13 protein-coding genes are annotated in these 13,052 nt (G+C 71.8%); 11 read left to right on the forward strand and 2 right to left on the reverse strand.

Annotated elements, in window-relative coordinates:
• Positions 1-32 precede the first annotated feature (32 nt).
• Both VXC91_RS07580 and VXC91_RS07585 read left to right on the forward strand, forming a co-directional pair.
• On the forward strand, positions 33-707 hold the full coding sequence (locus tag VXC91_RS07580) for a dienelactone hydrolase family protein (protein WP_329506134.1): 675 nt from the start codon (positions 33-35) through the stop codon (positions 705-707).
• 417 nt (positions 708-1,124) lie between these two features.
• Positions 1,125-1,583, forward strand: coding sequence for an SPW repeat protein (locus tag VXC91_RS07585; RefSeq protein WP_329506092.1), 459 nt, complete (start codon positions 1,125-1,127; stop codon positions 1,581-1,583).
• Positions 1,584-1,688: 105 nt separating this feature from the next.
• Here the strand turns inward: VXC91_RS07585 and VXC91_RS07590 are convergent, their stop codons facing one another.
• On the reverse strand, positions 1,689-2,825 hold the full coding sequence (locus VXC91_RS07590) for an MGDG synthase family glycosyltransferase (RefSeq protein WP_329506093.1): 1,137 nt from the start codon (positions 2,823-2,825) through the stop codon (positions 1,689-1,691).
• Positions 2,826-3,056: 231 nt separating this feature from the next.
• Here VXC91_RS07590 and VXC91_RS07595 point away from each other — a divergent pair, with 231 nt between their 5' ends.
• From VXC91_RS07595 to VXC91_RS07620, 6 genes are all read left to right on the forward strand, one after another.
• Complete coding sequence (locus VXC91_RS07595) at positions 3,057-3,893, forward strand: SDR family NAD(P)-dependent oxidoreductase (RefSeq protein WP_329506095.1); 837 nt, start codon at positions 3,057-3,059, stop codon at positions 3,891-3,893.
• A gap of 6 nt (positions 3,894-3,899) precedes the next feature.
• Positions 3,900-4,826 (forward strand): DMT family transporter, encoded by a 927-nt coding sequence (locus VXC91_RS07600; RefSeq protein ID WP_329506097.1) that lies wholly within the window; start codon positions 3,900-3,902, stop codon positions 4,824-4,826.
• Positions 4,827-4,868: 42 nt separating this feature from the next.
• The gene (locus VXC91_RS07605; protein WP_329506099.1) at positions 4,869-5,615 is read left to right on the forward strand and encodes a polysaccharide deacetylase family protein; all 747 of its coding nucleotides are present in this window, start codon (positions 4,869-4,871) and stop codon (positions 5,613-5,615) included.
• A gap of 1,372 nt (positions 5,616-6,987) precedes the next feature.
• Positions 6,988-7,206: a GMC oxidoreductase gene (locus VXC91_RS46940; RefSeq protein ID WP_408057343.1), complete on the forward strand. Its 219-nt coding sequence runs from the start codon at positions 6,988-6,990 to the stop codon at positions 7,204-7,206.
• Positions 7,207-7,254: 48 nt separating this feature from the next.
• Positions 7,255-7,728 (forward strand): hypothetical protein, encoded by a 474-nt coding sequence (locus VXC91_RS07615; RefSeq protein ID WP_329506100.1) that lies wholly within the window; start codon positions 7,255-7,257, stop codon positions 7,726-7,728.
• Positions 7,729-7,779: 51 nt separating this feature from the next.
• A complete protein-coding gene (locus VXC91_RS07620) occupies positions 7,780-8,631 on the forward strand; it encodes a hypothetical protein (protein ID WP_329506102.1) in 852 nt (283 codons plus the stop codon).
• 215 nt (positions 8,632-8,846) lie between these two features.
• Here the strand turns inward: VXC91_RS07620 and VXC91_RS07625 are convergent, their stop codons facing one another.
• Positions 8,847-9,155, reverse strand: a complete 309-nt coding sequence (locus tag VXC91_RS07625; protein WP_329506104.1) for a hypothetical protein — start codon at positions 9,153-9,155, stop codon at positions 8,847-8,849.
• Positions 9,156-9,426: 271 nt separating this feature from the next.
• Between VXC91_RS07625 and VXC91_RS07630 the strand changes: the two genes are divergently transcribed.
• From VXC91_RS07630 to VXC91_RS07640, 3 genes are all read left to right on the forward strand, one after another.
• Positions 9,427-9,645, forward strand: coding sequence for a hypothetical protein (locus tag VXC91_RS07630; protein ID WP_329506105.1), 219 nt, complete (start codon positions 9,427-9,429; stop codon positions 9,643-9,645).
• Positions 9,646-9,660: 15 nt separating this feature from the next.
• Positions 9,661-11,985: an FUSC family protein gene (locus VXC91_RS07635; protein ID WP_329506107.1), complete on the forward strand. Its 2,325-nt coding sequence runs from the start codon at positions 9,661-9,663 to the stop codon at positions 11,983-11,985.
• 112 nt (positions 11,986-12,097) lie between these two features.
• Complete coding sequence (locus VXC91_RS07640) at positions 12,098-12,967, forward strand: DMT family transporter (RefSeq protein ID WP_329506109.1); 870 nt, start codon at positions 12,098-12,100, stop codon at positions 12,965-12,967.
• Positions 12,968-13,052 lie beyond the last annotated feature (85 nt).

A 13,052-nucleotide genomic window follows, 5' to 3' on the forward strand; every position in this document is an offset into this window, starting at 1 on the left:
CATCGGACAGGCGCGGGGAGGAGAAGACCATGATTATCTCCGAGTTGGTGATGGTCCCGACCGATGAAGCGGTGCTCACGGGTGATCTGGTGGTACCCGGGCACGTGCCTGCGGTGGTGCTGTTCGCACACGGCAGCGGCAGTTCCCGGCTGAGCGTGCGCAACCGCGCGGCCGCAGCCGAACTGCACAAGGCAGGGCTGGGCACACTGCTGCTGGACCTGCTGAGCGAGCGTGAAGAACGTGAGGACGCCGCTACGGCCCGGCACCGCTTCGACATCCCCCTGCTCAGCCGGCGCCTGGTCGCCGCCCTCGAGTGGCTGGCACAGGAACCCAATACCAGGGACCTTCCGGCGGGTCTGTTCGGAGCCAGCACCGGGGCGGCCGCGGCCCTCATGGCCGCCGCCGAGCGCCCCGAGCGCGTGTATGCGGTCGTGTCCCGGGGCGGCCGGCCCGACCTCGCGGGAGACGCCATCGAACGGGTGGCGGCACCGGTTCTTCTGATCGTCGGAGGCAGCGACGAGGCGGTCCTGGGTCTCAACCGGGAGGCCGCCGAGCGGCTGTCGGCACCGCACGAGATCCATGTCGTTCCGGGTGCCACGCACCTCTTCCCGGAACCCGGCGCGCTCGAGGAGGTCGCCGAGGTCGCCGGCCGGTGGTTCCTGGCGCACCTGAAAGAGAGGCGAGGCCCCGGAGGGCGTCGGGCCTGACATCGCAAGCCCGGGATCAGCGGCGACACCCTCGAACGGCACACCCAAGACCCCTTCATGAAGGGGCTCTTCGCGGTTCGAAGCCCGGTCACCCCGAACCGGACCCGGGTCTTCGCCCGGACGGTCAACTGCTCCCGAGACAGGCGAGTTGATCGCCCGTCACCAGCCGGTCGCGCTCGGCGCCGGCATCCCCCTGCCCTCGCCGCATTCCCGCATCACACGTCCGGCTCACCGGCAGCCGCGCGTTCGGGCGGGAAAGCCCCGCACTCACCTCCACCGGAACCGCCGAAGAATAGCTCCAGGACGACAGACAGGCGACCTGAAGACGATGGCGACTTACCCGATGAATAAATCACCCAAATAGGGGCATTCGTTGCCTAAGGGAAATAATCTCCTCATGGAGAGGAGCCGACAGCGATGTCGTACGCGCGGCAGCCCAGTGGAATGGGCACGCATCCCGAACTTGCGGAGATGCGGGAACGGCTCGAACGCACTGCCTCCAGCGGCTCGGCGATCGCCATCGAGGGACTGATCCTCCTGGCGGGCGCCTACACCGCGATATCACCGTGGGTCGTCCACTTCTCGGGAGCTGAGCCCAACCTCACCATCAACAACCTGATCGTCGGCATCACAGTCGGCCTGATCGGGCTGGGGCTCACCCTTGCTCCGGACCGGATGTTCCGCCTCGCCTGGGTGGTCGTACCACTCGGCGTGTGGCTTCTGATCTCCCCCTGGGTGGTCACCGCGGCCCACGGCGCTGGGGCCGGCATCATCTGGAACAACTGCGTAGTGGGTGCGGTCACGGCCCTGCTGGGGCTCGCCGCCATGGGTCTGACCATCGGTGTCACCCGCCGTCGCACCCCCACCACTGCGTAGCGACGAGCAGCGCGTGCCGTACCCCGGTGACCCCTGCGGGTCGACAGGTACGGCACGCATCCGTCGGACACACGGACACGCGCCGAACGGCGCCGCACCGGCGGCTCAGCCGACAGTCACGTCCAGGAGTTCTTCCAGGCGTGTCAGAACATCGCCCTTGAAGAGCGAACGGCCGTGCGCCACTCGGCACCGCCGGTCGGGGCCGACAGTCGTGAGCCGGTCCAGCGATGCGAGCAGATCGGTCTCGTCGGCTGCGAGGTCCGCGATACCGAGCGCGGCCATCCGGCGCACGCCCTCCGCACCATGGCCCGGCAGGGGCCGGTAACCCACCACGGGAAGACCCGCAGCCAGGGCCTGTACGGCCGTCTGACCCGCCGCGTTGTCGACCAAGGCGCCGGCCGCGTGCATCAGACCGGCCATGTCGGCGACCCAGCCCAGCGCCAGGGCGCCCGGGACCGCCGTCAGGCTGCCCTGGAGTCGTTCGTTGCGGCCGCACAGAACGACCGGGAGGTAGCCGTGCCCGGCCAGCAGCCGAGCGGTCGCGGGGAGGCGGGTGCCGGTCCCCCAGGCTCCCGCGGAGAGCAACACCGGCGGGAGTCCGGGAGCGAGCCGGTCGAACTGCCGCGCCCAGAGCGCTGCCGTTGGCCCCGGCGCGAGAAACTCCGGTGCCACCACCGGCCCGGTGACTTCCGCAGGCGTGGTGATGTCCTGGCGCACCTCGGCGGCGGCCTCGTCCGTGAGGCAGAGATACCGGTCGTTGCCCGGATGGAGCCACTGCCGGTGTACGGCGAAGTCGATCAAGAAGACCACGCTCGGCATCCGAAGCCGCCCCAGAGACCGCAGATGACCGGTCAGCTGGGCGCCGAGATGGAATACGGGGACCACCACGTCCGCGCCGGTGCGTGCCGCGAGCTCCGCCAGGCGGTCGCCGGCGAGGCGGGCCAACGGGACACCGCTGGGGCGCCGCCCGGTCCCACGGCGCAGCAGCACCCGGTGCAGGGCGGCGTACGCCCAGGGGAAGTGCCGCACGGACGAGCGGTAACCCCGCCGGAGGCCGGTACCCAGGCCGTGCGGCAGCAGGCCGAGAACATCCACGATGTGTGCCTCGTGACCGCGGTCCCGCGCGCGACGCGCCAGTTCCAGGGCCACCGTGTCGTGTCCCGCCCCCATGCTCGCGCTGACGATCAGAATCCGCCGCGACTCGTGTCCCGGCCGCGCGCCGGGGTGGGCGGCCTCAGACATGGCCGGTGGCCACTCGCGTCGCCTGTCGTCGCGACGCAGGGGAAAATGCACACATTGGTACCCAATGTCCCTTGTCCCGCTGTCACAAACACATCCGCCTGCTCCATCGTCTCGGGGCGTTCCACTCGTGGAACCCGCGATCCGCCCGTCCGCTTCTTCCCTCTGAACTCGGGAGCAGCCACCTTCCGCCCGTCACTTCGGTGTTCGCCGTCGCAGCTGAGGTCAGCCGCCATGTCACATGCTCCCTCCCGTGTCCGATCCGGCCCCCCTCTGCCCGTGGGGAAGACGCCGGCGTACAAGCCCCGTGGTGTCCAAACGCTTCAACAGGGCACCGCACTCGTGACCGGCGCCTCCTCCGGCATCGGTGCCGCCGTCGCCCGTCGGCTGGCCGCCGAGGGCGGGTGGCGTCTGGTGCTGAACGGGCGCGACCCGACCCGGCTGACCCGTACGGCCGTACAGACGTCGGCCACCGTCTTTCCCACCGATCACGCCCAGCCGGGCGCACACCGGAAACTGGCCGAGTTCGCCCTCGACCGCCTCGGCCGGGTCGATGTGCTGGTGGCCTGCGCCGGCATCGGCTGGGCCGGCGACTTCCGCACCATGCCGGCCGCCGCAATCGACGAACTGATCGACGTCGATGTGCTCGCCACGATGCACCTGATACGGCACCTGGTCCCCCATATGGTCGAAGCGGGCTCCGGGCGAGTGGTCATCATCGGATCCTTCGCGGGAACCGTCGGTGTGCGCGGCGAGGCCGTCTACTCCGCGGCCAAGGCGGCGCTCGGCACGTTCGCCGACGCCCTGCGGTACGAACTGCGGGGAACCGGTGTGGGAGTCAGCCACGTGGTTCCCGGCGTGGTGGACACCCCGTTCTTCGATCGCCGCGGTGTGCCCTACCGGCGGTCCCGGCCCAAGCCGGTCCCGCCCGAGCGCGTGGCGGACGCCGTCTGGTGCGCCGTCTCCCGAGGCCGGGACGAGATCTTCGTACCCGGCTGGCTGAGCCTTCCCGCCCGGGTCCGCGGTGTCGCACCGGCGCTCTACCGGCGGCTCGCCTCCAGGTTCGGATGAGTCCAGGTGAGCTTTCTGACCGTTGTGCTCGCCCTGCTGGCGGCGCTCTCCAACGCGTCGGCCTCCGTCCTGCAGCGCAGAGCGGCGGCGGAGGAGCCGGAGGGCGGCAGGGGGGCGCGTCAGGCGGTGCGGTGGCTCGCACGGGTGCTGCGCCGACCACACTGGCTGGCGGGTGCGGGGATGCTCGCCCTCTCCACCGTTCTGCAGGCGTCCGCACTGGCCGTCGGCAGCCTGTCTCTCGTCCAGCCCCTCCTGGCCAGCGAACTGCTGTTCACCCTGGCCGTCGGCAGCCTGGTCTTCCATCGCCGTCCGAACGCTCGTACGTGGCTGGCGTTCGCGGCCCTCGCGGTCGGTCTGGCGCTCTTCCTGGGCGCCGCCCAGCCCTCGGCCGGCCGGTCCACGGCCCCGGCGGAGCGCTGGCTGGTGGTGGGAGGAGCGGTCCTGTGTCTCGCCGCACTGCTCGTTGCCGCGGCCCGGCCGGTCAGGGGTGCGCCGCGCGCGGGGCTGCTCGGCCTGTCGTCCGCCGTGTCCTTCGCCGCCACCGCCGCACTCCTCAAAGAGGTCACGGGAAGGCTCGCGCAGGATCCGGGCACGGTGCTCGCGCAGTGGCCGCCGTACGCCACCGTCGGTACCGGAGTGGTCGCCTTCCTGCTGCTGCAGAGCGCCTTGCGCGCCGGGACCCTGACGGCGTCCCAGCCCGCTCTCACCCTGGGTGACGCCGTGACGAGTGTGGCGCTGGGGTGGGCGCTGTTCGACGAGCAGATCGCCCTCGGGGTACGTGTGCTTCCCGAGGTGATCGGCATCGTGCTCATCGGGGCCGGAAGCATCGGACTGGCGAGCGCCCCATCGGTCAGCGGCACATGGGACACGGCACCCGGAGGACGGAACGGCTCCGATCCCGGTAGCCAGAAGCCGGCCCCGCAGAGGTCGTGAACCGATACCGAGCCCACGACGGCAAGGAGGCGGATGCGGCACATGCCCGTTCAACCAGGCCACGTCACCGCCGGGCGGGCGGCGATCGCGCTGGCGCCGCTCGTCGCCGCCGGGGCTGCGCACATCGGCCCGGCCGTCACCTGGCTGCCCGGCCTGCGGCGCCGTTTCCTCCCCCGGCTCGCCGGCGCCGGCCGTGCCGACCACATCGCTCTCACCTTTGACGACGGCCCCGATCCGAGGTCCACTCCGCACTTCCTCGACGCGCTGGACGGTCTCGGCGTGCGGGCCACGTTCTTCGTGCTGGGCGAGAGTGTCGTGCGGTACCCGGCGCTGACCCGCGAAACCGTGGAACGGGGGCATGAACTCGCCGTTCACGGCTGGGCCCACGATCGCCCCTGGCTGCCCGATCCCGCACGTGACGGCGCGGAACTGACCCGCGCGGTGCGCACGCTGTGCGACATCGCGGGCCGTCCGCCCCGGTGGTACCGGCCCCCGTACGGGATCCTCACCTCCGGCCGTTGGGCGGCCGCCCGCAGGACCGGACTGAGGCCGGTGCTGTGGACCGCCTGGGGCAGGGACTGGACCGCCGATGCGACACCCGCGTCCGTACGCGCGACCATCGAGGCCGAACTGCGCGGAGGGGGCACGCTCCTTCTGCACGACTCCGACCGCACCTCGGCCGCCGGGTGCTGGCGTGCCACGCTCGGAGCGCTGCCCGGGATCGTCGCCACCTGCCGGGAGGCAGGGCTGTCCGTGGGCCCGCTCGCCGAGCACGATGTGGGGGCGTGACGGCGCATCCACGCAAGTCCGCCGGGCGCGGGTGCCGACGACTGCGGCAGACCCCGGTTCGGGCCCGCCTCGGAGCGGACTGTCGCCATGGGGACGACGCACGCGGGTCGATGCCGGCAGGTCCGGCACCACATCCGTCTCGGCCCCGCCTGCTTCAGCGCCGGCCCCACGGCCGGCCTGCCGTGGACTGCCGGTGAAGGGCCCTGTGTGCGAGGCGCCGGCACGGATCACCGGGCTGATCAGCCACTACCGGGCGCGCACAAGCGGTAGCAGGTGAAAGGGTGCGCCACAGGCGCACACCCATGGGTGTTCAGGATGCCGCCTGGTGTTCAGGACGCCACCCCGGAAGGCCCCGCGCCGCTCACCGTCCGGGTGCCCCCACGGGCAGGCCGTCCATGACGGGGAAGAGCGCGGCGGGCCGCGGCCGTCTGAGGGAGGGACACGTCCGGGCCACGGCGTAGGGGGCGGTCCTGGGACCGCCCTGTCCGCCCACCTGCCTCACCCTGCGGTTGAGGTTCAGCGGCTCACCCTCGACGTACGATCGAGTGACGCCGGTCCGCCGTGTGCACCACGGACGGCGGCGTCTCCCGGGCATCAAAGCCCCGCGCGAGGTGTGGCGGCCTCCACGCACTCGACATGATCACCCCGGGCCGTGTGGTCATGGCGGCGCGTCAAGTCCGGACGGGCCGTCAGGTGGGCCTTGCCGCCCCGGTGGAGACCCGCCTCGAGCCCGGCAACGCCGAGCCCGCCTGCCACCGGATGACCGGGGCCGTCGCGGAGCCGGGCCGCCACAGTCCGCAACCCGATGCACTCCAGTGGAGCAGTCCACGGGCCTCGCACGCGACGGCGATCACCCATGGTGAGGCATCAGCCGGACAGCAGACGCAGCGCACGAGCCCAGGGTTTCCGACATGCCGCCGATCCGGGTGCCGTATAGCGTGCGGGTGACAGGACCTGTTCTGCACCAGGTGGCCTCGTCGCCGCGGGCCGCCTCTTGCCGAGTGCCCGCGGCCGGGTGAGCCGGGCACCGCCAGGGCGGGCAACGACTCCAGAATGGAAACCCCGTGGCCGGCGACCGGCATTAGGACATCGTCGTCATCGGCACCGGCGCGGGCGGCGGCACCCTGGCACACCGGCCGGCACCCACCGGGAAGCGCGTCCTGATCCTGGAACGCGGCGACCGTCTCCCCCGCATGCGCGACAACTGGGACTCCACGGCCGTCTTCGTCAGGGGCAAGTACCGGACCCCTGAGTACTGGTACGACAAGGACGGCAACGCGTTCCCGCCCGAGGTGAACTACTACGTCGGCGGCAACACCAAGTTCTACGGCGCCGCACTCTGCTGCCGCACAGCATCTCCCTGCACAAGGGCATGCCCATCGGCGCCACCGCGCACCAGGCCGGCACCGTCCGGTTCGGGACGGACCCCGAGTCGTCCGCCCTCGACGTCAACTGCAAGGCCCACGACCTGGACAACCTCTATGTCGTGGACACGAGCTTCTTTCCGAGCATCGGAGCGGTGAATCCGTCCCCGACGGCCATCGCCAACGCACTGCGGGTCGGCGACCACCTCGCCGAACGACTGCGTTGACGGGGCGTACGCACGACTCCCGCAGGCGTTGTCACAGGAGGGTCAGCGATGACGACACGGCATATGGACGCGCTGGTGATCTTCGGCGCGACCGGTGACCTGGCCAGACTCGAAACCTTCCCGGCTCTCGTGGGCCTGGTCGAACGCGGCGTCCTCGGCCTTCCCGTGGTGGGCGTGGCGAAGACCGGCTGGAGCCTTGAGCAGTTCCGCTCCTACGCCGAGGCCTCGCTCACCCTCAACCACATCGATCCCACGTCACCCGCGGCCGTCGAGCTGCTCGGACTGCTGCGTTACGTGGACGGGGACCTCGACGACGACACCACCTACGTGGCCGTGTCCGAGGCCATGGGCAGTGGTGAACGCGCCCTGTTCTACCTCGAGGTACCGCCCTCCCTCTTCGGCCGGATCGTCCAGGGGATCGCCACCGTGGAACGGGCGAAGGGTGCCCGCATCATGGTCGAGAAGCCCTTCGGCCACGACCTGGACAGCGCCCGCCGGCTCAACGCCACCATGCAGGAGTAATTCCCCGAGGACGCGATCTACCGTGTCGACCACTGGCTCGGTCTCGACCCGGTGGAGAACGTCCTCTTCGCTCGCTTCGCCAACTCGGTGTTGGAGCCGCTGCCCGACCGTACGCACGTGGAGAGCATCCAGATCACCATGGCCGAGTTCTTCGACGTGTCGGACCGGGGCCGCTTCTACGACCACACCGGCGCCATTCGCGACGTGGTCCAGAACCACATGCTGCAGGTGCTGGCGACCGTGATGGCCGACCCGCCCTCCGGTCCGGGACTGCAGTCCTGGCAGGGCGCCAAGGCCCAGGTGGTCTCCTCGCTGCGGCCGCTCACCCCCGACACCGTCATTCGCGGGCAGTACGAGGGGTATCTGGACGTGGACGGCGTGGGCCCCGCATCGACCGTCGAGACCTTCGCCGCGGTCCGGCTCGCCGCTGACTCCTGGCGCTGGGCCGACGTCCCGATCCTCATCCGCGCGGGGAAGTGCCTCCCCGTGACCGCCACCAAGGTCTGCATCCGCTTTCACCGCCCCCCGCACGACGTGTTCGGGCTGCGCCCGGCGCCGGCCACCAACATGCTCCGGTTCCGGGTCTGGCCCGAGACCCAGGTGTCCCTGACCCTCGCCGGCAAGAAGCCGGGCGGGGGCTGGCAGGCCCAACAGGAGGAGCTGGCGTTCAGCCAGCTTCCGGGCTCGGACATGCGGCCGTACGACCGGCTCATCGGCGCCGCGCTCTCCGGCGACCGCTGGTTGTTCGCCCGGCAGGACACCGTGGAGGCCGCGTGGCGGGTCGTCGACCCCGTCCTCGGCGACGTCGTGCCGGCGCACCCCTATCCCAAGGGCACTTGGGGACCGAAGGAAACCGACGCCCTCCTCCCGAGCGGCGACACCTGGCTCGACCCGGCCGGCTGACCGGCGCCGCGAACCCGCGGCGCCCCCGGGGCGTGCAGCCCACGGCGCATGCCCGGGCTGTCCCCCGGGAGGCGCGGGACAGCGACGGTTCACGAGGTCCTCGTCGCCTCGCCGGCCCACGCGTCACAGCACGTGCACCACGGTGGGCATCGCCTCGGTGAACTCCCGGCGCGCCGGGGTGAGTTCGGCCATGCGGCCGGTGTCCCCCGGGCCTGCTACCCCTGTGGGGAGGCCGACGCCGCGTCGCCTCCCTCCTTTGACGCGTCCTGCGCCTTCTGCTTCGCCGCCTGGAGCGCCTTCAGATAGTCCTCGGGGGACAGCGCCTTGCACTCCGGCGTACCGTCGTCCGCGGTGTCGTCCTTCCTGGCTACAAGGGCGTCCGTACAGGCGGCTATCTGCTCCGCGCTGGCGGCGTGGTCGGCAGTGGTGGCCGGTTTCACGGACCCGTCACTGCCGGAGCTCGCATTGGAGCAGCCCGTCAACACGAACGCGGCGACGGCCAATGCGGCGGCGGTGTAGCGCATGTTCTTCCTCAGGTTTCGGGCAGGTGGAACGCACGCGGCACGATGCCCGTGAGAGCTGTCGGCATCTGCCTGAGTGACCTTGTGGTCACGCGTGGTGGAGCTGCCGGACTTTTGCATTCCAGGCGCGCCGCGTCAACCGCTCCTTCACAATTACCTGGCGACATTTCGATATCACTGTCCGTACGGACCTCCGGGCACCACGGAGCGGCACGGACGCGCGCCCAGGTGGCCGCGGGATGCGGGCCCGCCTCCGACGAGTGAATCTGGGGGTATGGCCGAGCGTCGCGTGATCGTATCCCCGCCCTCCGAGAACGGCGGCCGGCGCGTCCGGGCCGACGGCGAGATCCTGGGGATGGCGTACAGCCTGCACGAGCTGGCGGTGCTCCTTCAGCGTGCCGGGCTGGAGAGCTGGGACGAGGTCGACGTCGCCGAGTCCCCCGTCATCGAATGGCATGGCGGTGGGCCCGAGGTGTGGCCCAGGAACGGCTGAGAGCAGCGTGGGCGCGTGCGCAGACCTGGCCGCATCCGGATTGGACGGGTCCCGGCCTGGCTGAGTGCGCACGATCCGGAGCTGGCGGCCACCCGCAGGGCCGCGCGGACCGCACTGGTGATGCCCGCCCTGTTCGCACTGTGCGGCCAGGTGCTCGGCTCACCGATCATGGCGACCTTCGCGGCCTTCGCCTCGTTCTCGATGCTGCTCCTGGTGGAGTTCACGGGGCCGATGGTGCAGCGGCTGCGGGCCCATCTGGGCCTCGCGGTCGTCTGGGGGGTGCTCATCTGCGTCGGTACGCTCGTGGGCCGCGAGACCTGGCTGGCGGTGGTCGCCACGGTCGTGGTGGGGTTCCTGATCCTTTTCTCGGGTGTCGTCAGCTCTGTCCTCGCGGGTGCGTCGACCGCGCTGCTGCTGGCCTTCATCCTCCCGGTCACCTCACCCGCAGCGCTGTCGCAGCTCCCCGAGCGACTCGCCGGAGCGGGATGCGCAGCCGCCGCCGCGCTGCTGGCGATCTCACTGCTGTGGCCGCGTCCGCCGGCCGATCCGCTCAGCGCACCCGCCTCTCGTGTCTGTCGCGCGGTCGCGGCACAACTGCACACCGACGCCGCCCGGCTGGCCGGCGAGCCGCACGCCCCGAGTGGCCGTGCGTGCCAGGCCGCCGCCGACGAGGCCGCCCGCGCCGCCGACGACCTGCGCCGCACCTTCGACGCCACGTGCTACCGGCCCACCGGATTGTCCGCCGGATCCCGCGCCCTCGTCCGCCTGGTCGACGAACTCACCTGGCTGTGCAGCATCGTGGCCGACAGCGTGACCCCGCGCGAGAACCCGCCGCCCTGCGACCGCGCGGCCCACACCGTGCGCCGGACCGCCGCCGAGACCCTGGACCGAGCGGCCGACCTCCTCGACGCACCACGCGACGCGCCGGGCCCACTCCGCGCCGCCTTGGCGGACCTGCGTTCGGCCATGGCCGACATGGAGCGCAGTGCGACCACCCGACTGCCCATGCATCAGCCGCGCCCCGGCAGCGAGTCGGCGGTCAGCGCCTTCTTCGGCACCCTGGACCTGTCGTTCCGTGCCCAGGAGTTGGGGTTCGCGACGCTCCAGATCGCCGAGAACGTCGACCTGTCGGCGGCCGCCGAACGGCGCAGTTGGCCGGAGCGTCTGCTCGGCCGCGAGCCCGGCAGCCTGAGCGCACCGCTGGCGGCGGCGCGCGAGCGGGCCGCCGCCCATCTGCAGCCCCACTCGGTCTGGCTGCACAACAGTCTCCGGGGCGCGCTCGGCCTCGGCGCGGCGGTCGCCCTGGCGGACCTGGCGGGTGTTCAGCACTCGTTCTGGGTGCTCCTGGGAACCCTCTCCGTACTGCGGTCCAACGCCCTCAATACGGGGCAGAACGCACTGCGCGCCCTGGGCGGAACGATCGCGGGTTCGGTCATCGGAGCCGGACTGCTCCATCTCTTCGGACATCACGGCACGTCTCTCTGGTTCCTGCTGCCCGTGGCCGTACTGGTCGCCGGCATCGCACCCGCCGCCATCTCGTTCGCCGCCGGCCAGGCAGCCTTCACCATCACGCTCGTCATCCTGTTCAACATCGGCCACGACCCCAACTGGCACATCGCCCTGCTACGCATTCAGGACATCGCCATCGGATGCGCGGTGAGCGTGCTGGTGGGCCTGCTCTTCTGGCCGCGGGGCGCCGCGGCGGCGGTGGATCGTGCCCTCGCCAAGGCGTACACGGACAGTGCCCGCTATCTCGCCGGAGCGGTCAAGTACGCCGTCGGCCGCTGCGGCCCCGCTCCCATGCCCGCCGACACCCCCCTGCAAGAGGGCCGCCAGGCGGCCGCCGCAGCCCGCAGACTCGACGACGCCTTCCGCAGCTATCTCGCCGAGCGCGGCCCCAAACCGGTACCTCTGGCCGACATGACCACCCTGGTCACCGGGATCGTCGGCCTGCGCCTGGCCGCGGACGCGGTACTGGGGCTGTGGCAGTGCGACGGTGAACAGCACACCGCAACGGACCGGGCCGACGCGCGTCTCGTCCTGACGGCCACCGCAGGGCGCGTGTGCGACTGGTACCGGGACCTGGCCGCGGGCCTGACGCAGCACACCCCGGTGCCGGATCCACTGCCGCGCAGCTCAGCCGCCGAGGCGCGCCTGGTCGACTCGCTGCGTCAGGACCTCGTCGACGACCGCGGACAGGCCACCGCCACGGCCGTCCGCATCATCTGGACCGCCGATCATCTCGACGCCGCCCGCCGCCTCCAGCCGAGCCTTGCGGCCGCGGCGAGGCCGCACGAACCGCCGGGCGCGACCGGCCCGGGAACGTCCCCCACGACCTGAGCGCGGGAACGGCGGCGCGCAACTGCCCCGGCCCCTGCGCCAAGTGCCTGTGGCCCCCGTCGCGCGCCCGGCCCGGGGCGCAGCGGCCGTCGGCACGGGGCATGCTGGAGGGATGATCATGCTCGCCGCGATGTTCGCCGTGATGGGAGCCGCCAGCAATGCGGTGGGGACCGCGTTCCAGCGCAAGGCGGCGTCCACGGTCGCACGCGGCGGCGGTCTGCGGCTTCTGATCGCACTCGCCCATCGTCCGGCCTGGATGATCGGCATCGGCGGGGTCGCCGGTGCCGCTCTGTTCCAGGCGCTGGCCCTGGTGAACGGGCCGATGGCACTGGTCCAGCCGCTCTTCGTCCTCGAGCTGCCGTTCGCCCTGCTGATCGGCGCTTCGCTCATGCGGCGCCGTCTGCCGCCACCGGTCTGGTGGGCGATCACCGGGGTGGTCGCGGGCCTCGCGCTCGTGCTGGGCTCCGCCGCCCCTTCCGGTGTCGAGGATCAGGCGCCCATGGTGCGCTGGGTCCCGGCGCTGGCACTCTGCCTGGGGCTCATGGCCGCGGCGGTCGCCGTCGCCCGCCCGGGACGCCCCCCGCTGTTCCGGGCCGCCGTACTGGCCACGGCCTCGGCCATCGGCAATGCCCTCACCGCGGCGTTGCTGAAGTCGGCCACGGGCACGTTCTCCGCCCGGGGAGTCGCCGCCTTCCTGACGTCCTGGCAGACGTACGGGTTCGCGCTGACCGGCATCTGCGCCGTCCTGCTGCTGGAGAACGCCCTTCAGGCGGGCTGGCTGGCCGCGTCACAGCCGGCACTCACCATCGGTGACGCCACGGTGAGCCTGCTGCTCGGCATCACGCTCTTCGGGGAGCGGATCCGGACCGGCTGGTGGCTGGTTCCGGAGGCGATCGGAGTCGGTTGCATCCTGTGGGGGGTGCTCATGCTGAGCCGGGTGGTGCCCGCCGTGCACGCGACGGCGGACAGCGGCGGGCGATGACGCCTGCGCCGGGCCGACCTCGGCGTCCGATCGTCCGGCCCGCGCGAGAGGCGCGGCCGGGCGGGCGGGGCGCCGGTGTTCGGGC

Origin of the sequence: Streptomyces chiangmaiensis (assembly GCF_036281785.1) — a bacterium.
In the GTDB taxonomy this organism is placed as follows: Bacteria; Actinomycetota; Actinomycetes; order Streptomycetales; family Streptomycetaceae; genus Streptomyces; species Streptomyces chiangmaiensis.